The sequence below is a fragment of the Streptomyces sp. NPDC028298 genome (assembly GCF_055565895.1).
In genome coordinates this window covers 1181727-1208524 of sequence record NZ_JBVHTL010000001.1, presented here as the reverse complement: position 1 = coordinate 1208524, position 26798 = coordinate 1181727, and the positions used below count along the sequence as shown (strand labels likewise).

Genomic DNA, 26798 nt, shown 5'->3' with positions numbered 1-26798 from the left:
CGGTCGGCTAACCGATGCCCTGCCGGTCCGGGTGCAGGGCGAAGGCGCGGTCCGAGGGCTCGGCCACGGAGCGCTCGACGGCCTCGACGAGCAGGGCGCGGTGGCGGAGCAGGGGCTCGCGGCGGTCCGCGGGAGCGATCGCGGCGAGGTCGTCCAGGCCCGCCACGATGCGCCGGGTGACCTGCGGAGTGCCCACCGCGCAGCCCCGGATCTCCGCGAACCCGAGATCGACCAGCTCCGTCCAGCCCGGCACGGGCTGCACCAGCCGAACCTTCCCGCGCCGGTCCCGGTGGAGAGCGGTGTCGAGGGGCCGGCCGGCGACGGCGGCCAGGAACTGCACGATGCGGTCGATCGCCTGCACGGCCGTGGTCGGGTCGTTCACCGCGGCCGACAGCGCCCGCAGCCCGATGTCGGCGAGCTGGCGCAGTCCGAACGCGAAGTCCTGGTGGAAGGTGCGGTCCACGCCGACGGACACGGTGTAGCTCAGCGACCGCCCGGCCGGGGCGGGGCCTCCGTGCACGGCGAACAGCGGAGTGCCCGGTACGACGAAGTCCCCGATCCGCGGGAGCAGCCGCAGCACGACGTCCTCCTGCCCGGCCGCCCGCACCAGCCGGGCGATGTTCACGTCCCGAAGGACGCCGGCCCGTCCGTGGTGGGCGACCCGGGCCGTCTCGGGCCCGAGCGTGTCCTCCTCGCCGGTCGAGCGGGCCACGGGCATGCGCGCGACCACCTTGAACGCCTCGCGGGTGATGCGGTCGATGACATGGCTGATGCGCATGAGCCGCAGGGTCTGGTTCACGTACAGCACGAAGAGCAGCAGGCTCAGCCCGAGCATGGTGAGCGTCAGCACCGACTGGACCAGCGGGATCGAGGTCACGTACCGCGCTTCGGCCTGTCCCTCGTACGAGGTCAGCACGAGGAGCGACAGCAGGAAGGTGGCGAGGAACACCGCGAAGGTGGCCTTGGTGATCCGGCTCCGTACGAAGATCCGCACCACGCGCGGACTGAACTGCCCGCTCGCCATCTGCACGGCGACCAGCGAGATGCTGAAGACCACGCCGATGAAGGTCATCATCGCCGAGCTGACCACGGTCACGACGGCCTTCGCGTCGTCGGCCAGGCGCAGCAGATCGTCGAGGGTGTCGTAGTCGCGGGCGTCGTGCAGCGCGTCGACGATCGCGGTGTCGATCTCCGTCGCCACCGCCCACACCACGAAGACCAGCACCATGGCCGCGGTGGGCGCGAACCAGAACGTGTCCCGCAGGTGCTCCCGCAACGGCGACAGCGCTCTCGGCCGCCGCCCTTCCCGCAGACCACCGGTAGTCATCCAGTCACCCATGGTGAGACTGTAGGCGCACCCCCACTCCGCTCCGCGGACCCGCTCCGGGGGACGGATATGCAGGTGAAAGGCACTCCGAAACCTTGGTATTGTTATCCATGTCGCCGCGGGGAACGCCCCGGTCAGGCGGCAGACACCTTGTCCGGGTGGCGGAATGGCAGACGCGCTAGCTTGAGGTGCTAGTGCCCTTTATCGGGCGTGGGGGTTCAAGTCCCCCCTCGGACACTCTCTGTAGTGATTCACGAACGAGGACCCCGACCTGATGGTCGAGGTCCTCTTCGCGTTTTCCTCACTCGGGGCTCCTCGGAGGGTCCTCCGGGCGTCCCCGGCGCCGTGGGCGGCGGCCGGTGGTGTGCCGGCCGCCGCCTGGCGGGAGGGATGCGGGCTCGCGTGCCCGTGGGGGTGTGGCGTCAGTTCGACGTGCCGCCCGAGACCCACTGGCTCCACGGCATGTTCCAGTCGCTGAAGCCGTTGCCCGGGGCCACGGTGGCCTTGTCCGCGGAGTTCTTGACGATCACGACGTCACCGGTCAGCGAGTTGTCGAAGAACCACGCGGCCGGCATCTTGCCGTTGCCGGCGTTCCTGACGTCCTTCAGGCCGACGCAGCCGTGGCTGGTGTTGACCTTGCCGAAGACGGAGTCGCCGCCCCAGTAGTTGCCGTGGATGAACGTGCCCGAGTCGGTCAGGCGCATGGCGTGCGGCACGGCCTCGATGTCGTAGGAGGGCTTGCCGTTCTTCTCCGTGAGGCCGACGGTCGCACCGTTCATGTGGATCTGCCGGTACTTCTCGGAGATGACCATCTGGCCGTTGTACGTCGGGTGCTCGGCGCTGCCGGACGAGATCGGGATGGTCCTGATCGTCTTGCCGTCCCGCTTGACGGTCATCTGCTTCGTCTTGGCGTCGACGGTGCTGATCTGGCTCCGGCCGATCTTGAACGTGACCGTCTTCTCGACACCGTCGAGGTTCATCCTCACGGTGACGGTGGAGCCGGGCTTCCAGTAGTGCTCGGGGCGGAAGTCCAGGCGGCTGCCGCTGAGCCAGTGGCCGACGACCTGCTCGCCGCTGCTGGTGCTGACCTGGATCTTCGACTCCATGGCGGCCTTGTCGGCGATCGCCCTGCCGAAGTCGAAGCTCACCGGCATGCCCACGCCGACGGTCGAGCCGTTCTCGGGGGAGAGGTGGCCGAGGAAGTCGTTGGCCGGGGAGACCGTGGAGATCGAGGCGTTCTCGGTGGCGGCGCGGCCCTTGGCGTCCACGGCCTCCGCGGCGACCTGGTAGCGGGTGGCCTGCTTCAGCGGGCCGTTCGCCGTCCAGGACGTGCCGTCCGCGGACAGGGTGCCCTGCACCTCGGTGCCGGTCGCGACGGCGGTCATGGTCACCTTGGTGAGTCTGCCGTCGCTGACGGTGACGCTCACGGGGTCGTCCGTCCCGACGCCGTGGGCCGGACCGGGCGTGATCTTTATTCGGGCGTCGGAGACGTCCTGGGCGTCCGACTGGGTCGCCTGTGCCCGCGTCTCCGGGTGGGACCCGGTGTCATTGGTGGCTGCGTAGCTGGTACCGCCCAGCGCCGTGAGTGCGAGTGCTCCGGCCGTAGCCATCAGCCCGGTGCGTCGCTTGCGTGCGGTGATCAAACGCTTCTCCCATGCCACTGGTGGTTGAATCCCCCGGCCGATCGCCAGGGGGCAATCAGCTTCAAAGAAGCATTTTTGCGCATTAGTCCGATTTGTTGGGTGGTTTGTGGCGGGTCTCACGCGCCACGTGTGCGCCGCCTTGCCGCCAGATCCGCCAGTGGGCCGCCTTGCCGCCAGATCCGCCAGTGGGCCACCTGGCCGCTGGATCGCCGTCGGGCCGCCCGGTCGCCGGATCCGCCATCGGGCCGCCCGGCCCGGTCGGCCGGCGCCTCACCTCTCGGAGATCACGGAGAGCCACGCCGTGTCCTCCGGGCCGGGAGTCTCCGGGTCCGGTGCGGGGAGTCGGCGGAGCTCGCCCGTGCTCAGGGCGATCGTGGCCCGGGGGCGCATCGGCCCCTGGCCCCTGCGGGAGAGCAGGACGAGCTCCCAGACCGTCGCCGTCATGGCGTCGAGCCGGGCGGCGCAGTCGGCGCCGACCCGCAGTGGATCACGGGTCCGGCCCAGGGACAGATGGGGGGTGAAGCTCCTGGCGGGCCCGTCGCCGTGCGGGAACCGCTGCCGCAGTGCGTGGTGCAGGTCCGCCCAGGGGGCTTGGCCGGCCGCCGCCGGGTCGAGCCACACGGTGGCGTACGCCCTGTGCCGGAAGGTCCGTACGCCGTCCAGTCGCGCGGTGAACACCGGCACCTCGGCGCTCGCCGCGGCGAGCAGCGGGGCCGCCCGCTCGAAGTCGGACTCGGGCACGAACGGGAAGAGGACGTTGACGTGGGGCGGCCAGCGGTGGATCTGAGGGTCGTAGTCCCGGCGGATGCCCTGGATGGGCGGCCACAGGTCGGCGGGCGGGATCCAGGCCACCGCCGAGCGGCGCATCTCGTCGCTGGTTCGCATCAGGCGTCCTCTCCCGTCACACCCCCTCCTTCAGGGTGCCGCGCGCCCGGTCGGAGACATGTTTCCGTGACGTCAAACGTGATGTTGAATACGGAAACAATGTTGACATGAACACTTCCGTCAAGTGGTTGCCTGTTGTACCAAATGAGGGCCAGCTTTCCCGCTCAGGGAGGTCCTGTGAGACGCGTCAAATTGCGATCCACCCTTGTCGCCTTCGGTCTCGCGATGATGTTCGGCCTGGTGCTGACCGGCCCGGCGCACGCCGCCGGGCCGGCGTATGTCGCGCTGGGGGATTCGTACTCGGCCGGCAACGGCGCAGGGAACTACGACAGTTCGAGCGGAGGCTGCCACCGCAGCCTCAGCGCCTACCCCTACCTGTGGAAAAACGCGCACGCCCCGTCCTCGTTCGCCGACACGTCCTGCTCGGGAGCGGTCACCACGGATGTGACGAACAGCCAGCTCGCCCCGCTGAACTCCGCCACCGGCCTCGTCTCGCTCACCATCGGCGGCAACGACGCCGGCTTCTCGGACGTCATGACCACCTGTGTCACCGGGTCGGACACCGACTGCGTCAACCGCGTGAACACAGCCGAGAACTACGCCCGGAACACCCTCCCCGCCCGCCTCGACGCCACGTACGACGCCATCCGCGCCAAGGCCCCCAACGCCAAGGTGGTCGTCCTCGGCTACCCGCACATGTATACGCTCAACGTCTTCTGCGTCGGTCTCAGCGCCACCAAGCACAGCAAGATCGACGAGGCCTCTGACGTCATCGATGGTGTCATCGCCGCCCGCGCCGCCGCCCACGGCTTCGTCTTCGGAGACGTCCGCACCGCGTTCGGCGGCCATGAGCTGTGCTCCAGCGACGGCTGGCTGCACTCCCTGGTGGTCTCCCCGAGCTGGGAGTCGTACCACCCCACCGCCACCGGCCACGCGAGCGGCTACTACCCCGTCCTCAACGCCAACAGCTGACCTCCCCCGGGGGCGAGCCGGCCCGGCCCGCCCCCGGACCGCCGGCGTCGAACGACGGGCCGGACCCGGTCGCCGCGTCGCCCGGGAGCCCGGACCGGCCCGTCCTGAGCCGCGCCCACCGGGGCCGTCACTGATACTGATGAAATGGGCAAACTTGGGCGATACGTCCCAGCGAGCCGACGGGGTGACCGGGTACCGCCGAAGGCCGGGCCGTCGGAATCCGGCCCGGAGGCCCATCGACCATCGGCCGGCCGGCGTGTCCGGTCGATGCTGACTCCGCGCAGCGTCGCCGGTCAGGTCTTCCTGCTGCAACTGGCGGTCGTTCTGCTGCTCATCGCCACGGCCGTGGTGGTGCTCGTGTTCCAGGACCGCAACCGCGCGATCCGGGAGGCCGGCGACCGGTCACTGGCGGTGGCCCAGACGTTCGCGAACGCCCCGGGCACCGCGGCCGCGATGAAGAGCAAGGACCCCACGGCGGCACTCCAGCCCCATGCCGAGGTGGTGCGCAAGAAGACCGGCGTCGACTACGTCGTGGCGCTGAGCCCGTACGGCTTCCGGTGGACCCACCCGGACCCGGACCAGATCGGCAAGCACGTCTCCACCTCCTACGGCGAGGCGCTCGGAGGCCAGCCCCACCAGACCACGTTCGACAGCAGCCTGGGCAAGGCGGTCGACTCGACGGTGGCCGTCTTCGACGACAAGGGGACCGTCGTCGGCCTCATCACCGTGGGGGTCACGGTGGACAAGGTGGCCAACGTGGTGCAGAACCAACTGCCGGTGATCTTCGCCGCCGGCGGTGTGGCGCTGCTGCTGGCCGCGGGTGGGTCGGCACTGGTCAGCGGGCGACTGCGGCGCCAGACCGCGGGCCTCGGGCCGGTGGAGATGACCCGCATGTACGAGCACCACGACGCCGTCCTGCACGCGGTCCGCGAAGGCGTGATCATTCTGGACGGTGACGGAACGCTGCTCCTGGCCAACGACGAGGCACGCCGGCTGCTCGCGCTGCCGCCGGAGGCCGAGGGCAGACCGGTCACCGCACTCGGCCTGAGCCCGGCCCTGGCCGCACTGCTGGGATCGGGCCAGGTGGCCACGGACCAGGTCTTCCTGGCCGGGGACACCCTGCTCGCGGTCAACGTGCGGCCGGTCGGCCCGAAGGGGGGCAGCGTGGCCACCCTGCGGGACACCACGGAGCTGCGCGCCCTCGCGGGCCGCGCGGACGTGGCGGGCGGGCGCCTGAGGCTGCTCTACGACGCCAGCACGCGGATCGGCACCACCCTGGACGTGAAGCGCACCGCCGAGGAACTGGCCGAGGTGGCCGTCCCGCGCTTCGCCGACTTCGCCACCATCGAGCTGGTGGAACCCGTGCTGCACGGTGGTGAGCCGACGGGGTCGAACATGGAGATGCACCGCGTCGCGTCGGCGGGCATCCGCGACGACGCGCCGCTGTCGCCCGTCGGGACCCGCATGCACCACGTGCCTGGCAACCCTGTGGCCATCGGTATCGTCACCGGCCGGCCGGTCCTGGTGGAAGACCTCGCCACGGCCGACGGATGGCGGGCCCAGGACCCGGAGCGGACGCGGAAGATCACCGAGTACGGCATCCACTCCATGATCTCGGTGCCGCTCCAGGCGCGGGGGCAGTTGCTGGGGGTCGTGGAGTTCTGGCGTTCGGAGCAGGACGCGTTCGAGCCGGACGACCTGTCCCCCGCGGAGGAGCTCGCCGCCCGGGCGGCCGTGTGCATCGACAACGCCCGCCGCTACACCCGCGAGCACATCACGGCCGTCACGCTCCAGCGCAGCCTGCTGCCCGGCGTGCTCCCCGAGCTGTCCGCGCTGGACGTCGGGCACCGGTACCTGCCCGCCCAGGCGGGGGTGGGCGGCGACTGGTACGACGTCATCCCGCTGCCGGGAGCCCGGGTGGCCCTCGTGGTCGGCGACGTCGTCGGACACGGTCTGCACGCGGCCGCGACGATGGGGCGCCTGAGGACCGCGGTGCACAACTTCGCCGCCCTCGACCTGCCCCCGGACGAGATTCTCGGGCACCTGGACGACCTGATCACCCGGATCGACGAGGACGCGGCGGCGGAGGCCATCACCGGCGCGACCTGTCTGTACGCGGTCTACGATCCGGTCACCGGGCGGTGTGTCGTCGCCCGGGCCGGCCATCCCGGGCCGGCGCTGGTGTCCCCCGACGGCTCCGTGACCTTCCCCGACATCCCCGTCGCCCCGCCCCTGGGCGTCGGGGCGGGTCTGCCGGTCGAGACGGCCGAACTGCTGCTGCCCGCCGACAGCCGGCTGGTCCTCTACACCGACGGCCTGGTCGAGGCCCGCGGCCGTGACATCGACACCGGGCTCGGCATGCTGAAGGACGCGCTCGCCCACACGGACGGCACCTCCCCCGACGACACCTGCCGCACGGTGCTCGACGCGATGCTGCGCACCAGGGCGAGCGACGACGTCGCCCTGCTCGTCGCACGCACCCGGCTGCTCGACCCGGACCAGGTCGCGGAGTGGGACGTACCGGAGGACCCCGCGGCCGTCTCGCGGATCCGCGCCGAGGCCACGGACCGGCTGGAGGCCTGGGGGCTCGGCGAGGCCGCCTTCACGACCGAGCTGATCCTCAGCGAACTGGTGACGAACGCCATCCGGTACGGCGGGAGCCCCATCAGTCTGCGGCTGCTGCGCGATCGCGACAGCCTGATCTGCGAGGTCGCCGACGGCACCAGCACCTCCCCGCACCTGCGCCGCGCGGCCTTCACCGACGAGGGGGGCCGTGGTCTGTTCCTCGTCGCGCAGATGTCCCGCCGCTGGGGGACCCGCTACACCGACCGGGGCAAGATCATCTGGGCCGAGCAGGCGCTCGACGCCCCGGCCGCCGGGGACCTGGGAAGTCTCCTGCTGGCGGACCTGTGAAACGGGGCGGAACCCGGCCGCCGTGCCGTGCGGGAGCGTGGGTTCGCCGCGTACGGCGGGGTGCCGGGTGTGCCGGGGCGTTCAGGAGCCCTGCTTCACCGTGAAGTACGGGATCTTGTCCGGGTCCTGGCCGAAGGCGGCCCCGAGGTAGACGACCGACAGTTTGGCGAGCGTCCCGTCGTCGATGAGCTGCTTGATGATCCGGTCCACCTCGTTCCTGTTGGGCGAACCCTTCGGGAACAGGGCGCCGTAGCCCTGGTCGGTCCGGTACTGGCCCACGATGCGCACCCTGCCCTCCCGCTTCTGGGGGTACGCCAGCAGGATCGTCGTGTCGTGGACGACCGCGTCGATCCGGCCCTTCTCCAGCGCCGTGACCATCTCCGGGTCGTTGGCGTAGGCGGTGACGGGCTTGGTCGGCTTGAGACGGTTCTTGACGAACGCCTCGCCCGTGGTGCCCTCGGCGACCCCGATACGGACGTCGCGGAGGTTGTTCTCGTTGATCTTCTCGCCGTCCCTGATCAGCACTCCCAGGGTGGAGTCGAGGTAGGGCGGGGAGAACTCGGCGACCTTGCTCCGTTCCGGGGTGATCGTGATCTGCGCGAGGGCCAGGTCGAAGTTCGTGGTCCGGCCGGACACGACCTCGGGGAAGGGGGCGTTCTCCACCTTCAGCCGGTCGAGCCCGGACCGGTAGGCGATGTTGGCGGCCATGCAGTACTCGTAGCCGCTCTTGACCTCGGCCGGCGTGTTGCCGTTCCACCAGCCGGGGGCGGGCAGGGTCGTCTTGACCGTGAGGGCGCCCGCCGTCCGGGGCGAGAGATGGAACTCTCCGTGGTGCCCCGAGACCTCGCAGTCCCCGTACTGGGCCTTCGACGACTCGGGCTCGCCCTCGTCACAAGCCGATGTCGCGACGATGAGCGCCACGCTGACAGCCAGAGAGCCGATCGCTGCCGCGGCGCGCATCATTGCACCTCCGGTCGGGGCATCCTCCTGGAGTCACCATAAATCACCCCGAACCCGGCGTCGCGCGTTCTGCGGCCGCCAGCCGTGCGGCGTGATGCCGCGTGGCCTGCGGATGGGCGGGGTCGTGACCGTGCCCGGCACGTCCGCCGGGGTGGCCGCGGCCGTCTCCCTGGTGAGGCGTCCGTGCTCCGTGGTGAGGCGCGCCCGCGCTCCACGGCGATCCGCCCGCGCTCCACGGCGAGGCGCCCGCGCTCCACGGCGAGGCGCCGGGGCGGACACCGTCCGTCCTTCCCGTCGGATGGCGCGACGGCTTCGTAAGGGGTCGGTGAGAACGTGGGTTATCGCATATCGCATACATGGAAGGGGTAGAGGTCTCCCCGGTCTCCCCGTCATCGACCGGAGTGAGGTAGCCCCGCAATGTCGACTTCAGCATCCCGTCGTCCCGCCCCGTCCGCGGACCGCCTTCCGGGTGACGGGACGGTCATCGACCGGCTCGTGGCGGCCAACCGCGCGTATGCCGCCGGGTTCGTGGATCCGGGCCGGGACGCGCGGCCGGTTCAGCGTGTCGCCGTCGTGGCCTGCATGGACGCCCGCATCGATCTGCACGCCGCGCTCGGCCTCCGGTTGGGCGACTGTCACACCGTGCGCAACGCGGGCGGTGTCGTCACCGACGACACCATCCGGTCCCTGACGATCAGTCAGCGTGCGCTGGGGACGCGCAGCGTCATACTCATCCACCACACCGGCTGCGGTCTGCAGAGCATCACCGAGGAGTTCCGGCACGAGTTGGAGATGGAGGTCGGGCAGCGGCCGGCCTGGGCGGTCGAGGCGTTCCGGGACGTCGACCAGGACGTACGGCAGTCGCTCCAACGGGTGCGTACCTCGCCGTTCCTGCCGCACACCGACGACGTCCGCGGCTTCGTCTTCGACGTCACGACCGGGCTGCTGAGGGAGATCGACCCGCGAGGCTGAGGGCTCCGGTTCCGTTGGTCGCCGGTCGCCGGTCGCCGGTCGCCGGTCGCCGGTCGCCGGGTCGCCGGGTCGCCTGGATTCGCCCTTCCGCCTCTCTGGTGCACTGCGACAGGGCGCTGCATACTGTATGCAGTTCCATTGGGAAGCTGTTCGCGAGGAGGGGGTCACCCCGTGTCCTACCGCACTTCTCTCTCGGCCGTCCTGGCCGAGGTCGTCGCGCCCGCCGCCGAACTGACGGCTCGGGAAGGCCGGTTCCCGCGTGACGCGGTGGCCGCCTTCGGCCGTGCCGGACTCCTCGGTCTGACCCTCCCTCAGGAGTCCGGCGGCGCCGGCCTCGGGCTGTCCGAGGCGGCCGACGTGGTCGCGCGGACGGCCCGCCTGTGCCCCGCCACCGCCACTGTGCTCGCGTCCCACTTCGCCGCGGTCGCCGCCGTCGAGTCCTGCGGCGGTTCCTGGGTGCGGGAGGAGATCGCCGCGGGGCGTCACCTCATGAGCCTTGCGCTGGATGAGGATCCGCACGCGACGACGTACGAGACGGCGTACGAGATGACGTACGAGATGACGTACGAGGCGAGGTACCAGGGTTCGTACGAGGGCTCGCGCGCGGTGTCCTGCTCGGCCGCCGCCAGGTTCGCCGACGTGGTCGCCCTGCGGGGCCGCAGGCGGCGGGTGGTCGCGGCGGGCGAGGCCGACAGCTACCTCTGGTCCTCGCGCCCGCTCGCGGGGCGGGACGGTGTGACGCTGTGGGTCGTCCCGGCGCAGGCCTCGGACCTGTTCGTGCCGGCCCGGTCCGGCGGGGGAGGGCCCAGGGGCAGCGCCACCTCCACCCTGCACGCGGATCCGGTGCTCGTGCCCGCCGACGTGATGCTCGGACGGGACGGAGGGGGACTGGACGTCGTGCTGCGCACCGTGCGGCCGTGGCTCCTGGAGCTGACGGCGGCGGCGGACGGCGCGCTTCCCGGACGCGGTCCTGGACCAGGATCCGGACCTGGACCTGGACCGGGACCGGGATCCGGGCCTGGACCGGGACTCGGAATCGGACCGGGACTCGGACCCGGGCCCAGCGCTCCACGGTCCGTGGGTCGGCGCCTCCGTCCCGCCCCCGCGGCATGACGCCGCGGACGCGCGTCATGACTCCCGTGCGAGGGCCCCTCCGGTCAGTCCTGGCTCGTCCCGGCGGCGATCTGCTTGCGGTAGAAGCCGGTCGTGCGCTCGGTGTGCTTGCGCATGACCTCGCCGGCGCGGTCGGAGTCGCCCTTGGCGATCGCCCTGATGAGCTGGGCGTGTTCGTTCCACGCTTCCTTGCCGCGGGGCCGGGCGATCGGCGTGTAGTACCAGCGCACCTTCTGGCCGACACCCGCGATCAGCTCGGCCAGTACGGCGTTGGCGCCGATCGAGGTGATGAAGGCGTGCAGGGCGGTGTTGGCCGCGACCAGCCGCTCGACGTCGCTCGCGGCGAGGGCGTCGACGCCCTCCTGGTGCAGCTCCCAGAGCTTCTCGACGTCCTCGGGTTTCGCGTGCTGGGCGGCGAGTTGGGCCGAGTAGGTCTCCAGCACCGCCCGGACGCCGAGGAGTTGGGCGGCCTCCTCCTCGGTGGGGGAGTGGACGAAGGCTCCCTGGGCGGGACGCAGATCGACCCATCCGTCGGTCTGGAGTCGCTGCAGGGCCTCCCGTACGGGCTGCCGGCTGACCCCGAGATGCTCGGCGAGCTCGGCCTCGACGAGATGCTGGCCGGGCTTGAGGGAGCCGTTGACGATCAGCTCGGTCAGGGCGTCGTACACGGCCTGCCGCAGTGGCGCCGGGCGGGTGACGCGCCGGGTCGCGGCGGCCGTGAGTGCCTCACGCATGGGAGCCCCGTTCCGCCACCGGGCCCGCGGGGCCGACGGCTCTGCCAAGAGGTGGCCGCCGAAAGGGTTCCCGACGGCTGCGTCAGCATACAGGTTTTCGTATGCAAGACGGTGGGGCGGTCGAGAGGCGATCCCAGGTCGGCGGGGGTGCCTGAACGGGTGTCCGCGAGCCACGGGCCGCGCGCGAGGTGCCCGCGGTCGTCCGTTCCCGCGGCCAAGTGCCGCCCCGCCGAAGGAGGTTGATTCGGATTGAGTTCTGTATACAGAAGCCTGTATGGGGTAGTGTCCCGGTCTCGCAGGCATCGCCGGGAACCCGCACGACGGAAGGCGGAGCGATCATGACGGCCAGCGTGGACGACGTGACGGTCGAGAGCGTGGTCCGGAGGGCGGCGGCCGCGCACCGGGATCAGCGCGGCGCGCTCCTTCCCGTACTGCACGCCGTACAGGCCGAGTTGGGGTGTGTGCCGCGAGAGGCGATTCCCGTGCTCGCCGACGAGTTCAACCTCTCCCGGGCGGACGTCCACGGAGTGGTGACCTTCTACCACGACTTCCGCGCGGAACCGGCCGGACGCACCACCGTGCGCGTCTGCCGGGCGGAGGCCTGCCAGGCGCTCGGCGCCGAGGGTCTGGTGCGACACCTGCGGGAGGCCGGACTGGAGCTCGGCGAGACGAGCGCGGACGGAGCCTTCACCGTCGAGCAGGTCTTCTGCCTCGGCAACTGCGCGCTGGGCCCGTCCGTCGAGGTCAACGGGCGGCTGTACGGGCGCGTCGGACCCGCCCGGCTGGGCTCGGTCCTGGACGGGACGGTCTCCTCGTGAACGGCGACGGTACGGCACGCCCCACGACCACCGTCTACGTCCCCCGCGACTCCGCGGCCCGGTCCGTCGGCGCCGACGACATCGCGGACGCCCTGCGACGGGCCGCCGTGCGCGACGGCCTCCCCCTCGACGTCGTACGCAACGGCTCGCGCGGCATGCTCTGGCTGGAGCCCCTGATCGAGGTCGTGACCCCGCACGGCCGCGTGGGATACGGCCCCGTGGCCCCGTCCGACGTCGAGGACCTGCTCGCCGCGGGCCTGCTCGACGGCGCCGACCATCCGCTGCGGCTCGGCGTCGTGGAGCAACTCCCCTGGCTGGCCCGGCAGAACCGGGTCACCTTCGCCCGGGTCGGTGTCACCGACCCGCTGTCCACGGACGACTACGTGGCGCACGGCGGCCTCGCCGGACTGCGCGCGGCGCTGGAGCGGCCGCCCGCGGACGTGGTCGCCGAGGTCACCGCGTCCGGTCTGCGCGGCAGGGGCGGCGCGGGCTTCCCGGCCGGCGTCAAATGGAAGACCGTCCTCGACCGCGCCGACGACCTCAAGTTCGTCTGCTGCAACGCCGACGAGGGCGACAGCGGCACCTTCGCCGACCGGATGGTCATGGAGGGCGACCCGTTCATGCTCATCGAGGGCATGACCATCGCCGCGCACGCGGTCGGGGCGAGCGAGGGCTACCTCTACATCCGCTCGGAGTACCCGGACGCGGTGGCCACGATGCGGGCCGCGATCGGCATCGCCCGCGAACGCGGCTGGCTCGGCGCGGACATCCTCGGCTCCGGACTCGCCTTCGACCTGCACGTGCGCGTAGGCGGCGGCGCGTACATCTGCGGCGAGGAGACCTCCCTGCTGGAGAGCCTGGAGGGCAAGCGCGGCACGGTCCGCGCCAAACCCCCGATCCCGGCGATCGAGGGCCTGTTCGGCAGACCGACCGTGGTGAACAACGTGCTCACCCTCGCGACCGTCCCCGTCGTGCTCGCGGACGGCGCGCGGGCCTACGAGGAACTCGGTGTCGGACGCTCCCGCGGCACCCAGGTCTTCCAGCTCGGCGGCAACATCGCGCACGGCGGCATCGTCGAGACCGCGTTCGGCGTCACCCTGCGCGAACTGGTCGAGGAATACGGCGGCGGCACGTTCTCCGGGCGTCCGGTGCGCACGGCGCAGGTCGGCGGACCGCTCGGCGCCTACCTGCCCACGTCGATGTTCGACCTGCCCATGGACTACGAGGCCTTCGCGGAGGCAGGCGCGATGGTCGGCCACGGAGGCGTCGTCGTCTTCGACGACACCGTCGACATGGCCGCCCAGGCCCGCTTCGCGATGGAGTTCTGCGCCGCGGAGTCCTGCGGCAAGTGCACACCGTGCAGGGTCGGTTCGGTACGCGGCGTCGAGGTCATCGACAAGATCGTGGCCGGTCGGCACCCGGACGAGAACCTGGCGCTCCTGGAAGACCTGTGCGACCTGATGACCGACGGCTCGCTGTGCGCGATGGGCGGACTGACACCGATGCCCGTACGGAGCGCCCTCACCCACTTCCCTGACGACTTCCTCGCCCGTGAGGCCGGCCGGGAGGCCGACTCCCGCCCGCCGAGCGGCGCGAGGAGGGAGGCCACGTCATGACCCTGCTCAAGGAACCCGACTTCGGAACCCCCGAACGGCCCGGGGCCGCCACCGTGTCGGTGGAGGTCGACGGGCTGGCGGTGACCGTCCCCGAGGGCACCTCCGTGATGCGCGCCGCCGCGCTCGCCGGTGTCGACATACCCAGACTGTGCGCCACCGACAGCCTGGAGGCCTTCGGCTCCTGCCGGCTGTGCGTGGTGGAGATCGACGGCCGGCGCGGCACCCCCGCCTCCTGCACCACCCCGGTGACGGACGGGATGACGGTCAGGACCCAGACACCCAAGGTCGAGAAGCTCCGCCAGGGCGTCATGGAGCTGTACATCTCCGACCACCCGCTGGACTGTCTCACCTGTCCCGCCAACGGCGACTGCGAACTCCAGGACATGGCGGGCGTGGTGGGCCTGCGCCAGGTGCGGTACGGCTACGAGGGCGAGAACCACCTCGACGCGCCGAAGGACACCTCCAACCCGTACTTCGACTTCGACCCCGCCAAGTGCATCGCGTGCTCCCGCTGCGTGCGCGCCTGCGGCGAGGTCCAGGGCACCTTCGCGCTCACCATCGAGGGACGCGGCTTCGACTCCAAGGTCTCACCCGGCGCCGCCGAGACGTTCATGGACTCCGAGTGCGTCTCCTGCGGCGCCTGCGTCCAGGCCTGCCCGACCTCCACGCTCCAGGAGAAGTCGGTGGTCCAGCTCGGCATGCCGACCCGGTCGGTGGTCACCACATGCGCCTACTGCGGGGTCGGCTGCTCCTTCAAGGCCGAGCTGCGCGGCGACGAACTCGTCCGCATGGTGCCGTACAAGGACGGCGGCGCCAACGAGGGCCACTCGTGCGTGAAGGGCCGCTTCGCCTTCGGCTACGCCACCCACCCCGACCGGGTCCTCAAGCCGATGGTGCGCGACCGCGTCACCGACCCCTGGCGCGAGGTCGGCTGGGACGAGGCCATCGGCACGGTCGCCCGCCGGATGCGGGACATCCAGAGGCGCCACGGCCAGGGGGCGATCGGCGCGATCTCCTCGTCGCGGTGCACCAACGAGGAGGTGTACGTCGTCCAGAAGATGGTGCGCGCCGCGTTCGGCAACAACAACGTGGACACCTGCGCCCGCGTCTGCCACTCCCCGACCGGATACGGACTCAAGCAGACCTTCGGGGAGTCGGCCGGCACCCAGGACTTCCGCTCGGTGGCGCAGGCCGACGTCATCATGGTGATCGGGGCCAACCCCACCGACGGACACCCGGTGTTCGCCTCCCGGATGAAGCGGCGCCTGCGCGAGGGCGCGGAGCTGATCGTCGTCGACCCGCGCCGCATCGACCTGGTGCGCTCCCCGCACATCGAGGCCGCGCACCACCTCCAGCTCCGCCCCAGCACCAATGTCGCCGTCGTGAACGCCATGGCCCACGTGGTCGTCACCGAAGGGCTCGTCGACCGGACCTTCGTGGACACGCGGTGCGAAGACTTCGACGCGTGGGCGGAGTTCGTCGCCCGGCCGGAGAACAGCCCGGAGGCCACCGAGGGGATCAGCGGCGTCCCCGCCGCCCAACTGCGCGCCGCCGCACGGCTGTACGCGACGGCACCCAACGGCGCCATCTACTACGGCCTCGGCGTCACCGAGCACAGCCAGGGCTCCACCATGGTCATGGGGATGGCCAACCTCGCGATGGCGTGCGGCAACATCGGCCGCGACGGCGTCGGGGTCAACCCCCTGCGCGGACAGAACAACGTCCAGGGCTCCTGCGACATGGGCTCGTTCCCGCACGAACTGCCCGGCTACCGCCATGTGTCCGACGACGCCGTCCGCGAGGTGTTCGAGAACCTGTGGGGCGGCACCCTTCTCGGCGAACCCGGACTGCGCATCCCCAACATGTTCGACGCGGCGATCGACGGGACGTTCCGCGGCCTGTTCGTGCACGGAGAGGACATCGCGCAGTCCGACCCCAACCTCCAGCACGTCACCGCCGCGCTCGAAGCCATGGAACTCGTCGTCGTGCAGGACCTGTTCCTCAACGAGACGGCCAGGTTCGCCCACGTCTTCCTGCCCGGCGCGTCCTTCCTGGAGAAGGACGGCACCTTCACCAACGCCGAACGCAGGATCAACCGGGTGCGCGCCGTGATGAAGCCGAGGACCGGCAGGCACGAGTGGCAGATCGTGTGCGAGATCGCCACCGCCATGGGATACCCGATGTCGTACGACCATCCGGGCCGCATCATGGACGAGATCGCCGCCGTCACCCCGACGTTCACCGGAGTGTCCTTCGGTCTGCTCGACAAGCTGGGCAGCGTGCAGTGGCCGTGCAACGCCTCCGCCCCCGAGGGGACACCGGTCATGCACGTCGACGCATTCGTGCGCGGCAAGGGCCGGTTCGTCGTCACCGCCTACGTGCCGACCGACGAACGCAGCACCCGGCGCTTCCCGCTCGTGCTCACCACCGGGCGCATCCTCAGCCAGTACAACGTCGGCGCGCAGACCCGGCGGACGGGCAACGTCGCCTGGCATCCCGAGGACGTCCTGGAACTGCACCCGCACGACGCCGAGGTCCGCGGCATCACCGACGGCGCGCTGGTGACGCTGGCCAGCCGTGTCGGGAGCACCAGCCTGCGGGCGGAGATCTCCGACCGGATGCCGGCCGGCGTCGTCTACACCACGTTCCACCACCCCGTGACCGGCGCCAACGTGGTGACCACCGAGAACTCGGACTGGGCGACCAACTGCCCCGAGTACAAGGTGACCGCCGTACAGGTCGGGCTCGCCCACCCGCTCGGGCACCCCGCGCGGACACCGGAACGCGCCGCCGACGACGTCCTCACGGCGGGGGACTGAGATGACGGCGACCGTGCCCCCGGAGCGCCGCATGGCCAACGACATCGCCCGCAACCTCGGGCATCTGCCGGAGGAGGCGGCCGCCGAGGCCGTCGCGGGACACATCGGCCGCTTCTGGGACCCCCGCATGCGCTCCCGCCTCCTCGCGTACGCCGACACCGGAGCCGACGGGCTGCATCCGCTGGTGATCGCGGCGGTACGGCTCCTGCGCTGAGCGAGGGTGGCCACCCCGGAGTGGCCACCGCCAGAACCGAAAAGCCACCAGGACCGGCCCGCGGCAGAACCGAAGACCACCAGGACCAGCCCCCGCTGGACCCGGGAGCCACCAGGACCGGCCCCCGCTGAAGCCGGAAACCACGGGACCGAAACCGACAGAACCAGCCCAAGGAGGACCTCGGACCATGACCGCTCCCTCGACACCGGAGACCGCGGCGGACACCGACGCGCCGACCGAGCTCACCGACGGCTACCACCTGGTCGTCGACGCGCTGCAGATGAACGACGTCGACACGATCTACGGGGTCGTCGGCATCCCCATCACCGACCTGGCCCGTCTCGCGCAGGCGCGGGGCATCCGCTACATCGGGTTCCGGCACGAGAGCAACGCCGGTCACGCGGCGGCGGCCGCCGGCTTTCTCACCAGGAAGCCCGGCATCTGCCTGACCGTGTCCGCGCCGGGGTTCCTGAACGGTCTGGTCGCCCTGGCCAACGCCACCACCAACTGCTTCCCCATGGTGCAGATCTCCGGTTCCAGCGAGCGGCACCTGGTCGACCTCCGGCAGGGTGACTACGAGGAGATGGACCAGCTCGCCGCCGCGCAGCCGTTCTGCAAGGCCGCCTACCGGGTCAGCCGGGTGGAGGACATCGGCCGGGGCATCGCCCGTGCCCTGCGCACCGCGGTCTCGGGGCGCCCCGGCGGCGTGTATCTCGACATCCCCGCCGCGGTGCTCGGCTCCGTCATGGACGCGGAGACGGGCGCGCGGACGCTGAGCCGGCTCGTCGACCCCGCGCCGCGCCAGTTCCCGGGACCCGAGGCGGTGGACCGGGCCGTCGAACTGCTCGCCGGGGCGGAACGGCCGCTGCTGGTGCTCGGCAAGGGTGCCGCGTACGCGCAGGCCGACGAACGCGTCCGCGAGTTCGTGGAGTCCACCGGCATCCCGTTCGTACCGATGTCGATGGCCAAGGGCCTGCTGCCCGACGACCACCCGCAGTCGGCGGCCACCGCCCGTTCGCTGGCACTGAAGCGGGCCGACGTCGTGATGCTCGTCGGCGCCCGCCTCAACTGGCTGCTGAACCACGGCCAGGCACCGCAGTGGAACCCCGATGCCCGGTTCGTGCACGTCGACATCGAGGCCAGGGAGATGGACAGCAACCAGCCCATCGCCGCCCCGCTCGTCGGAGACATCGAGTCGGTGCTGGACGCGATCGCCGAGCGCGCCAAACCCGGCCGGATCACGGCCCCCGCCGCCTGGCGCGCGGAACTGGAGGCGCGCTCGGCGCTGAACGTGGCCAAGATGGCGGAGCGGCTGAACGCGGATCCGCATCCCATGCAGTTCATGGGCGCGCTGAGGGCCGTACGCGACGTCGTGCGCGAGCACCCGGAGACGTACATCGTCAACGAGGGCGCGAACGCCCTGGACATCGCGCGCAACGTCATCGAGATGCGCGTACCGCGGCATCGCCTCGACAGCGGCACCTGGGGCGTCATGGGCATCGGCATGGGCTACGCGATCGCCGCCGCCGTCGAGAGCGGCGGCGCCTCGGTCGTCGCCGTGGAGGGCGACAGTGCCTTCGGGTTCAGCGGCATGGAACTGGAGACGATCTGCCGGTACGGGCTGCCCGTCGTCACGGTCGTCATGAACAACGGAGGCGTCTACCGCGGCGACGACGTCAATCCCCTGGGCGACGCGCCGTCCCCGACCACGCTGATGCGCTCGGCCCGCCACGACCGGATGATCGAGGCGTTCGGCGGCAAGGGCTACCGCGCGACCACACCCGCCGAGGTCACCGCGGCCCTCACCGAGGCGCTGGCCTCCGGAGGCCCGGCGCTCGTCGACTGCGTCATCGACCCCTCCGCCGGCACCGAGAGCGGCCACATCGCCCACCTGAACCCGAAGGGCATCACGGGCGGGAACATCGGGTCCGCCGCGAGGTGAGCGGGGGCCGGCCTCCTCGGGATCGTGCCCCTCTGGTGATCGGGAGTCCGGCGTGGGATCGTTTCGCGGTGACCGATACCGCGCCCGGAACGACCGCGTCGGGGCGACCCGACGACCGCGTGCCGTCCGTCCTCCGCTTCACGACGGAGATCGTGGCCTGGGTGGCCACCCCGTGGGCGCTGTCGGACCGTTCGTGGCTGCTCGCCGTGGCGTCCGTGGTGCTGCTCATCGGTCTGCCGACGGTCTTCGCGACACCGGGGGACAAGGCCGACGTCGTCGTGCCGGTGCCGGGCTGGGCGACCGTGCTGCTGGTCCTGCTGCAACTGGTCGCGGCGGTGGTGTCCTCGTGGCTCACCTGGCCCGCCTGGGCGGCGGTCCCGGTCACCGTGCTGGCCGCCGCGACCTGCGTGACCGAACGCCGGCGCTGGCAGTGGCTGTTGACGAGGGCCGGGCGGGAACGCCCGGCGGGCTGAATTCCCGGACCGGCGGGGCCCGTTCAGGTCCGCCCGCGGCGCGGGGTCAGCCCGTCGCGCCGAAGTGGCTGCCGGTGATCTCGCCGTCGTCCGTCTCCGCCGCGGCCACGCAGCGGAACACCCTGAGGCCCTCGGCCCACTGCGGGGCGGTCGGCGGGAGGACGTCCACGTCCCAGCGGGTGCCGTCCGAACGGCGCGCGGACGCAAGGGAGTCACGCATCACCCGCTGCGAACACAGCGCCTTGACGTCGGGATGCCTCACGAGATCCCGCGCGTTGTACGTCATCCCGTCCTTGGGCAGCGGGGCGACGGCGAAGGTCTGCCACACGTGCGCGACGTGGCAGTCGGCGCGGCTGACGGTGATCGTCCCCGAGATGTCGGTGATGCCGCTCCAGCACTCGGGGGTCGTGACGCAGCGGCCGCCCACCCCTTCGACGCCGGCGGCCGGGCAGCCGCTCCGCGTGGTCCGTACGCCGCCGAAGGCCGCGTCGGCGCCCGGCGAGGCCTTGCCCGAGGCGCCCGGGGCCGGGGATCCGCCCGTGGACGAGCCGGGACCGTCCGGCGACCCGTACGTGTTGACCACCCAGGTGACGGACACGCTCACCGAGACCACGACCGCCGCCAGCACGCCGATCAGACCCGGCCGCCACCGCGAGGACCCGCGGGCCCCCGGCTCCGCCACCGTGCTCGCCGCGCCACCGCCGGCGGAGTGGTCGCCCGGGGCCGCCGGGCCCGGTGCGTGCGGGGCCGCGGGCGGTGGGGGAAGCGTGGTGGGCGGGGTGGGGGAGGCGGGAGGCGTGTCGCGGTGGGCGGGGACGGTGGTGGCCGACCGGGGCGCCGGTCCGAACACGCCCCGGGCCGCGCTGTCGACGTCGACCGCGGCCAGAGCGTCCCGCAGCGCCGACGCGTCCCGCGTCCGTGAGGACGGATCCGTCTCCAGGGCCTGTCTGAGCACCTCGTTGAGCGCACCCGGCACGCCCGGCAGGTCGGCGTAGGGCCAGGTGTGCCGGACGATGAGCTCCGCGAGACTGAGCTGGGTGCCGTCGTCGGGGTGGTGCGGCGGGCGGCCGCGCAGGAGGGCGTAGAGCGTGGCGGCGAGCGAGTACACGTCGCCCGTCGTGGTGGGCTCGGCCAGGTGGAAGGCCTCGGGCGGCGCGTACGCCGGGGTCAGCGCCTCGCGTGTCACCGACAGCTCCCGGCCGGGCCTCGGCATGGCGGCCAGACCGAAGTCGGTGAGGGCGGCCCCGCCGTACCGGTTGACCATGATGTTGCCCGGCTTGATGTCGCGGTGCAGCACTCCGGCGGTGTGGGCCGCGGCCAGCGCGTCGGCGATGCCGAGCCCGATGTCCCGGGCCTCCTTGACCGAGAGCGGTCCGTGGCGGTGCAGGCGGTCGCCGAGCGAGCCGCCCGGACACAGCTCCATGACCATGTACGGGCGGTCGTCACCGAGGACGCCGGCGTCGTACACCGGCACCACGTGCGGATGTCCGGACAACCGGCCCGCGGCCGTGACCTCGCGCAGGAAGCGCTGCCGGTCGCGGTCCGTGGCCAGGACCCTGCTGTCGACCTTGAGCGCGACCTCGCGGCCCACCGCCACCTGATGGGCCCGGTAGACCGTGGCGAAGCCGCCCCTGCCGAGGACCTCCTGGATCTCGTACCCGGAGAGTTCCACGTGTTCGTACCGCATGGTGCCGTCATCCCCCAACGCACAGCCCGCCCACGGCAGAACCTCCGACCGGGGACCGCGCCGACTCTAACCCAGCCGTGCCGGCTCCCCTTCGCCGACGACGAGTGCGGCGAACTCGTCCAGCAGGTCCGCCGCCACGGTCACGTCGTCGGTGAGGGGGCGGTCCCGCATGTCCGGGTCCAGCGCCGCCGCGGCGCGCAGGTAGGCGCGGCCCGCCGGGGTGCCGGGCGCCGGCGGCGTGCCGCGCAGCCGCAACGCCCGTACGGTCGCGACGAGTTCGCAGGCCAGGACCAGCCGGTACGCCCTCGCCGCCCGCAGCGCCTTGCGCGCGGCCTGGGTCGCGAACGTCGCCGCCTCCTCCATGCCCTGGGACAGCACGACATGTCCGAGCGAGGCCGGGGTGGCGCACGCCTGGATCTCCGCGAGGGCGGACGCGGCGCTGTACTCCAGGATCATCATCCCCGACCCGGCCGAGGAGGCGTCGGCCAAGTAGGAGCGCAGTCCGGTCAGTTCGGGACGGCCGAGGGCGGACAGCCGGGCCGCGGAGAGCCGGGCCGTGCCGAGCACGGCGAGGACCGACTGGTCGAGCGCGAGGGTGAGCGGCGCGGTGAAGAAGCCGCCGTGATGCCGGGCGGCGGGAGCGCCCGTGACGTCGTCCCAGCCGATCAGGGGATTCTCGGTGGCGGAGTTGAGGTCGATGGACAGCACCCGTTCCAGGCCGGACCACGTCTCCATCGCGGGACCGTGAGCCTGTGGGAAGCACCGGAAGCCGAAGGGGTCCTGCACCCGTGCCGGCACCCTGTCCGCCCGCCCCGGAGCGCCTGTCCCCGATCCGGTCGCCGCGCCGAGCAGCCATCGGACGTGTTCCGCCGCGCGCGCGATCGCCGGGTGCGGATGGGCCGCGTGGACCTCCGGTGCGTACGGTTCGAGGGAGCCGTCCACCGCGTGCAGGGCGAGCGCGGCCACCACATGGGAGGCACGCAGCGGTGCCCCGAGGTCGTGCCAGGCGAGCGCGGACTCCCCGAGGGTGAGGGCGTTGCTGCTCAACAGGGCCAGGGCGTCCCCGCGTCGCAGCGGCAGGGGTTCGGGAGCCCACTGCCCGGCTGACGGCTTCTCGGCCGACGGTCTCTCGGTCGACGGTCTCTCGGCCGACGGTCTCTCGGACGGGGGAGTACGGGGCGACCACGTGTCGTGGCCGAAGAGCGCGAGCCCCAGACGGGCCAGCGCGGTCAGGTCACCGGTACCCACGGACCCGTACTCGGGCACCCGGGGACGCACACCCGCCCCCAGCGCCCGCGTGATGGCCGTGGCGATCTCGGGGGCCGCCCCCGAGCCGCCGACGAGGAGCTGGTTGGCGCGTACCACCATCATCGCGCGGACCTGGCGGGCGGGCAGTTCCTCACCCACCCCGCCCGCGTGGCTCAGCAGCAGCCGCAGATCGTGGCCCGCGCCGTCGTGTTCCTCGACGGCCAGTCCCCGGTGCGCTCCCACGCCGGTGCTGCGTCCGTAGACGCGGGCACCCTCGGCCGCCAGCCGGTGCGCGGCCCGCCGGGTGTGCTCCATCGTCGCGAGTGCCGCCGGACACACGGGGGGTGGCGGCGCCCCGTCGGCGACCCGGGCCACCGTGGCGGCGTCGAGCCCCCGGCCGTCGAGGGCGGCGCCGGACGGCGCGCTCCACGAGGCCGGCCCGACCGGGGCGGCCTGGGCCGTGCGCTCGAGCATGACGGACCTCACTCCTCAGCCGTACTCCGTCACCGTCGACAGACGAACCGGGCCGGGAGGCCCGTCTCCCGGCCCTGGGCGTCCGGCGTCCGGGCCGCCGGTGCCGGGGTCAGCTCAGTCCGGCCGAGGCCAGCCAGTTCTTGGCGACGTCCAGCGGGTCCTTGTTGCCGTTCTGCACGTCGCTGTTCAGCTTCACCAGGGCTTCGGTGTCGAGCTTCGCCGAGACGTCGTTGAGGACCGAGACCCCGGCCGCGGGCAGACCGCTCTTGTATGTCAGCGGAGTTACGTTCTCGAACCCGAAAAGGTTCTTGGTGTCCTGCAGCACGACGAACTTGTTCTTGCTGATTCCGGGGTCCGTCGTGAAGATGTCCGCGGCCTGGATGCTGTTCCCCTTCAGCGCCGCCACGGTGAGCGGGCCACCCGCGTCCAGCGCCTTGAAACTCTTGAAATCGAGACCGTATACGGACTTCAGGCCCTTCAGGCCCTGCTGCCGGGTCTGGAATTCGGGCGAGCCGCCGACGACCAGGTCCTTCGCCACGTCGGCGAGGTCGCTGATGCTCGACTTCTCCGTGAGGTTGTACTTCTTGGCCGTCGCCTCGTTCAGGGCGATCGCGTCCTTGTCCTGGGCCTCGGACGGCTGCAGCAGGGAGAGCTTCGCGTCGAGCTTGGCCGAGATCGCCGAGCTGGTCTCGTCGACGGACGTCGGCGCGGCCTTGGCGTCCAGGTAGGCGAGCAGCGCGCCGTTGTACTCCGGCAGGACCGTGATCGTGCCGTTCTTGATCAGTCCGTACGTGGTCTCGCGGCTGCCGATGTTCAGCTTGTAACTGACCTTGATCCCCTTGGCCTTGAGGGCCTCGCCGTAGATGTCGGCGAGCAGGATGCTCTCGGGGAAGTTGTTGGAACCGACGACGACCGTACCGGCCTTGGCGGTGTCGCCCTTCAACGGGTCCTTGTTGCCCGAGTCGTCGGAGGATCCGCAGCCCGTCAGCGCGGCGGCGGCCACAACCAGCAGAGATACAGCGGAGGTTGCGGAGGTACGAGTGCTTCTGGCGATGGTCACTTGTTCATCCAGACTTGGCAATCGGCGGGGCGGTGGTGGCTGGTGGGCTCGGGTGACGGTCCTGACGATCCAATCGAGCCGCCTCAACTACCGTCAAGACACGAATAGATCACTGATGGGGACCGGGCCGCTTCAGCCCGTAGGCGCAACGCGACTGAAACATGAGCGAACCAGGCGTCTTTGCGTGCCACTTTTCGGTTGATCATGGCCGTACTCTGACGGCAGCCGCTAGTGTTGGCCGCGTCGAGGGCCCCCTTCCACTTGTCGGCCCGATCGCGCTGCTCGTGACCATTGATCCACGCAAGCCTGTCTTCGGGATGCCAACGGGGAATGACGTCAAGGAGGTTGGGTGCCCGCGCACAGAAAGGCCGCCTCGGGGCAGCCGTCCACTGCTCTCGGGACCGGCCGGACACCATCTCTGCTGGACCGCTGGCCTTTCCGCCGGAAACTCAACGTCCTGGTGATCGTGCCGCTCGCCGTCATCTCCGTGATGCTCGCCTATGTCGTGTCCGGGGAAATCGGCAAGGCCAGATCCGCCGCCGAGACCGCCCAACTCGTGCGCGACAGCGCGCAGGTGACGCAACTCATCGACGCCGTGCAGACCGAGCACCGGCAGGCGCTCCTGGTCTCCCTGCGCTACGAGGCCGCCGGTTCGGGCAAGGGGAAGAGCGCCCCGGACACCGCCGCCTATCTGGCCGCGCAGGACAAGGTCGGCGCCCGCATCGCGGCGGTCCGCTCCGCCTACGGCGACCGGCTGCCCGCCGGCGAGGCCGAGGCGCTCAAGGAGCTCGAAGGCCTGGACAGCCTCCGCACGACCGTCGAGCAGGGGCCGATCCCCGCCGACAACATCGACCCGGCGTACGGATCGGTGATCGAGGGACTCATCGACGGCCTCGGTCTCGGCCGCTCGGGCAGCGAGTCCTCCGCGTCCGCCGGCAATCTGCTCGACGCCCTGCTGCGCGCCGACACCGCCCACGCCTCCTTCGAGACCAGCGTCTTCGCCGCCCGCACCCGTGACGCCAACGCGCTCATCGAGTTCACCGGCGCCGTCGGCGACTACGACCAGTACACCTACCAGGCCGAGCGGTTCACCCGGTTCGCGGGCCCCGAACAGGGCACCGACCTCGCCGGGATCGAGCACAGCCCCTACCAGAGCGTCATCACCCAGCACTGGGCCGCGCTCCAGGTCGACACCGGAGCGCTGGTCGCCGAGAACGCGACCCAGCTCCGGGCCGCGCTCGACGAGGCGCTGCGCGCCGGGCCCACCTATGAGCGGCAGGCCGAGAACCGGCTGAAGATCGTCCAGTCGCTGATCGGCGGGATCGCGGGGAACGCCCAGTCCGCGTCGAACTCCGCCTGGTGGCGGGTCGCCTGGCTGATCGCCGGCATCCTGGCCGCCTTCGCGGGCTGGCTGGCGTTCTCCGTGCTGACCCGGCGATCCGTGGTGCGGACCGTACGCGCCCTCACCTCCGCGGCCCAGCACGTGGCCGGCGCCGCCAAGAGCGAGCTCGCCCGCGTCGCCGACGACGACGCCGACGACGCGAGCCCGCCGCGCCTGGAGGCCGTTCCCGTGCCGGTGCGCGACGAGATCGGTGAACTGGCCGAAGCCTTCAACCAGGTTCAGGTCACCGCGAGCGCGCTGCTGGAACGCCAGGTCGTCGGCCGGCGCAACATCGCCGAGATGTTCGGCAACGTCGGCCGCCGCGTCAGCAACCTGACGGCCCGCCAACTCGCCCTGATCGACTCCGTGGAGCGGGGCGAGACCGACCCCGAGGTGCTGGACCGGCTCTACCGCATCGACCACATCGCCGTCCGTCTCCAGCGCAACGCCGACAGCCTCATGCTGCTCGCCGGGATCAGCGAGACGGGCCTCAACACCGAACCGATGCGGCTCAGCAACATCGTGCGCGCCTCGCTCGGCCAGATCGAGGGCTACCAGCGCGTCACCCCGCACGCCGAGGGCGATGTCACCGTCGTCCCCGACATCGTCGGCGACCTGACCCTCATGCTCGCCGAACTCCTGGAGAACGCCGTGATGTTCTCCCCGGCGACCAGCGGCGTCGAAGTCGTCCTGCGGCCCCGCCACCACGGCGGCGGAGCCCTCGTCGAGATCATCGACCACGGACTGGGCATGAGCCCGGAGCGCCTGGAACAGGAGAACGCCCGGCTGATCCGGCGCGAGCGCCTCGACCTGGCGCCCACCGAGGTGCTCGGTCTGTTCGTGGTCGGCGGCCTGTCCCGGCGCTGGGGCATCGAGGTCGTCCTGTCCCGTACCCCGGGCGGCGGTGTCACCGCCACCGTCGCCGTCCCCGCGGCCCACCTCGTGCCCGGCGACCAGGTGGCCGCCCCCGTGCGGGCCCCGCGCATGCAGCCACCGGCGCGCCGCCCCGGACCCGCCGAGCCGCGCAAGGCGCGGATCGAGACGCCGGCCGGACCCGCGGGCCTGCCCCGCAGGGTGCCCTCCTGGTCCCGTACCGCCGAGTCCCCCGGCCACGCCCGCCGGTCGGAGACGGCGGACACCGGCGCCGAGCGCGCGGCCACGCACGGCGGCGCCAGGCCCGGCAGCGGGGCCGACCCGGCACTCACCGGACCGGCACCCACCGGACCGGCGCGCTCCGGCGAGACCGGTCCGCTGCGCCGCCGCGTGCGCGGGGCGACCCTGTCGGCCGGCACCGCGGCGAGCCGGCTGCCCCGGCCCACCGAACCCCCCACCCACCGCAGGCCGCCGTCCTGGCAGCCGACGGACGCCGAGGCCGCGCGCTCCGAACTCGACGAGTTCGAGGCCGCCGTCCTGCGGGCCGAACGCGAGAGCGCGGCCGAGGACCGCACGACCTTGGTGACCCGGCCGGGCGGCAGACCCGGCGGCCCGGCCGGGACCGACGACCAGAACAGAAGACCCTCTTCTCCGGAAGGCATGAGCACGTGACC

General features: G+C 71.8%; 19 protein-coding genes and 1 tRNA gene. 12 read left to right on the top strand and 8 right to left on the bottom strand.

Features of this window, described 5'->3' with window-relative positions; genetic code table 11:
- Positions 1–7: 7 nt before the first annotated feature.
- On the bottom strand, positions 8–1339 hold the full coding sequence (locus tag ACZ4TO_RS05410; RefSeq protein WP_382795371.1) for a DUF2254 domain-containing protein: 1332 nt from the start codon (positions 1337–1339) through the stop codon (positions 8–10).
- A 140-nt stretch (positions 1340–1479) separates the two neighbouring features.
- Here ACZ4TO_RS05410 and ACZ4TO_RS05405 point away from each other — a divergent pair.
- Positions 1480–1564, top strand: a tRNA-Leu gene (locus ACZ4TO_RS05405).
- Positions 1565–1749: 185 nt separating this feature from the next.
- Here the strand turns inward: ACZ4TO_RS05405 and ACZ4TO_RS05400 are convergent.
- Positions 1750–2937 (bottom strand): L,D-transpeptidase, encoded by a 1188-nt coding sequence (locus tag ACZ4TO_RS05400; RefSeq protein ID WP_382795430.1) that lies wholly within the window; start codon positions 2935–2937, stop codon positions 1750–1752.
- A gap of 303 nt (positions 2938–3240) precedes the next feature.
- The gene (locus tag ACZ4TO_RS05395) at positions 3241–3855 is read right to left on the bottom strand and encodes a 2'-5' RNA ligase family protein (protein ID WP_468023484.1); all 615 of its coding nucleotides are present in this window, start codon (positions 3853–3855) and stop codon (positions 3241–3243) included.
- A gap of 225 nt (positions 3856–4080) precedes the next feature.
- Here ACZ4TO_RS05395 and ACZ4TO_RS05390 point away from each other — a divergent pair, with 225 nt between their 5' ends.
- On the top strand, positions 4081–4827 hold the full coding sequence (locus ACZ4TO_RS05390; protein ID WP_468023786.1) for an SGNH/GDSL hydrolase family protein: 747 nt from the start codon (positions 4081–4083) through the stop codon (positions 4825–4827).
- Between the two features lie 267 nt (positions 4828–5094).
- Complete coding sequence (locus tag ACZ4TO_RS05385; protein WP_468023483.1) at positions 5095–7740, top strand: SpoIIE family protein phosphatase; 2646 nt, start codon at positions 5095–5097, stop codon at positions 7738–7740.
- 81 nt (positions 7741–7821) lie between these two features.
- Here ACZ4TO_RS05385 and ACZ4TO_RS05380 read toward each other — a convergent pair whose 3' ends face one another.
- Positions 7822–8700 carry an ABC transporter substrate-binding protein gene (locus tag ACZ4TO_RS05380; protein ID WP_382795379.1) on the bottom strand — a complete coding sequence of 293 codons (879 nt, stop codon included), beginning with the start codon at positions 8698–8700 and terminating at the stop codon, positions 7822–7824.
- A gap of 417 nt (positions 8701–9117) precedes the next feature.
- Here ACZ4TO_RS05380 and ACZ4TO_RS05375 point away from each other — a divergent pair, with 417 nt between their 5' ends.
- Together ACZ4TO_RS05375 and ACZ4TO_RS05370 are read left to right on the top strand one after the other, a co-directional pair.
- Complete coding sequence (locus ACZ4TO_RS05375; protein WP_468023482.1) at positions 9118–9672, top strand: beta-class carbonic anhydrase; 555 nt, start codon at positions 9118–9120, stop codon at positions 9670–9672.
- A 171-nt stretch (positions 9673–9843) separates the two neighbouring features.
- Positions 9844–10785 (top strand): acyl-CoA dehydrogenase family protein, encoded by a 942-nt coding sequence (locus ACZ4TO_RS05370; RefSeq protein WP_468023481.1) that lies wholly within the window; start codon positions 9844–9846, stop codon positions 10783–10785.
- A 44-nt stretch (positions 10786–10829) separates the two neighbouring features.
- Here ACZ4TO_RS05370 and ACZ4TO_RS05365 read toward each other — a convergent pair whose 3' ends face one another.
- Positions 10830–11519 (bottom strand): GntR family transcriptional regulator, encoded by a 690-nt coding sequence (locus ACZ4TO_RS05365; protein ID WP_468023480.1) that lies wholly within the window; start codon positions 11517–11519, stop codon positions 10830–10832.
- A 338-nt stretch (positions 11520–11857) separates the two neighbouring features.
- On the opposite strand from ACZ4TO_RS05365, the gene ACZ4TO_RS05360 reads away from it, so the two are divergent.
- From ACZ4TO_RS05360 to ACZ4TO_RS05335, 6 genes are all read left to right on the top strand, one after another.
- On the top strand, positions 11858–12337 hold the full coding sequence (locus tag ACZ4TO_RS05360; protein WP_468023479.1) for an NADH-quinone oxidoreductase subunit NuoE family protein: 480 nt from the start codon (positions 11858–11860) through the stop codon (positions 12335–12337).
- Positions 12334–13953, top strand: coding sequence for a formate dehydrogenase beta subunit (locus tag ACZ4TO_RS05355; protein WP_468023478.1), 1620 nt, complete (start codon positions 12334–12336; stop codon positions 13951–13953). Before ACZ4TO_RS05360 ends, ACZ4TO_RS05355 begins: the two co-directional genes overlap by 4 nt.
- Positions 13950–16772, top strand: coding sequence for a formate dehydrogenase subunit alpha (fdhF, locus tag ACZ4TO_RS05350; RefSeq protein WP_468023477.1), 2823 nt, complete (start codon positions 13950–13952; stop codon positions 16770–16772). The genes ACZ4TO_RS05355 and fdhF overlap by 4 nt, the downstream gene beginning before the upstream one ends.
- A 1-nt stretch (position 16773) precedes the next feature.
- Positions 16774–16986, top strand: a complete 213-nt coding sequence (locus ACZ4TO_RS05345; RefSeq protein WP_382795397.1) for a formate dehydrogenase subunit delta — start codon at positions 16774–16776, stop codon at positions 16984–16986.
- A gap of 187 nt (positions 16987–17173) precedes the next feature.
- Positions 17174–18928: an oxalyl-CoA decarboxylase gene (gene oxc / locus ACZ4TO_RS05340; protein ID WP_468023476.1), complete on the top strand. Its 1755-nt coding sequence runs from the start codon at positions 17174–17176 to the stop codon at positions 18926–18928.
- Between the two features lie 68 nt (positions 18929–18996).
- Positions 18997–19401, top strand: a complete 405-nt coding sequence (locus ACZ4TO_RS05335) for a hypothetical protein (protein WP_468023475.1) — start codon at positions 18997–18999, stop codon at positions 19399–19401.
- Between the two features lie 46 nt (positions 19402–19447).
- On the opposite strand, the gene ACZ4TO_RS05330 is transcribed toward ACZ4TO_RS05335, so the two are convergent.
- From ACZ4TO_RS05330 to ACZ4TO_RS05320, 3 genes are all read right to left on the bottom strand, one after another.
- The gene (locus tag ACZ4TO_RS05330) at positions 19448–21088 is read right to left on the bottom strand and encodes a serine/threonine-protein kinase (RefSeq protein ID WP_468023474.1); all 1641 of its coding nucleotides are present in this window, start codon (positions 21086–21088) and stop codon (positions 19448–19450) included.
- A gap of 66 nt (positions 21089–21154) precedes the next feature.
- Positions 21155–22810, bottom strand: coding sequence for an aromatic amino acid ammonia-lyase (locus ACZ4TO_RS05325; protein ID WP_468023473.1), 1656 nt, complete (start codon positions 22808–22810; stop codon positions 21155–21157).
- A gap of 109 nt (positions 22811–22919) precedes the next feature.
- Entirely contained in the window at positions 22920–23864 is a 945-nt protein-coding gene (locus ACZ4TO_RS05320; protein WP_382795436.1) for an ABC transporter substrate-binding protein, read from the bottom strand.
- A gap of 355 nt (positions 23865–24219) precedes the next feature.
- On the opposite strand from ACZ4TO_RS05320, the gene ACZ4TO_RS05315 reads away from it, so the two are divergent.
- Entirely contained in the window at positions 24220–26796 is a 2577-nt protein-coding gene (locus ACZ4TO_RS05315) for an ATP-binding protein (RefSeq protein WP_468023472.1), read from the top strand.
- Positions 26797–26798: the final 2 nt, after the last annotated feature.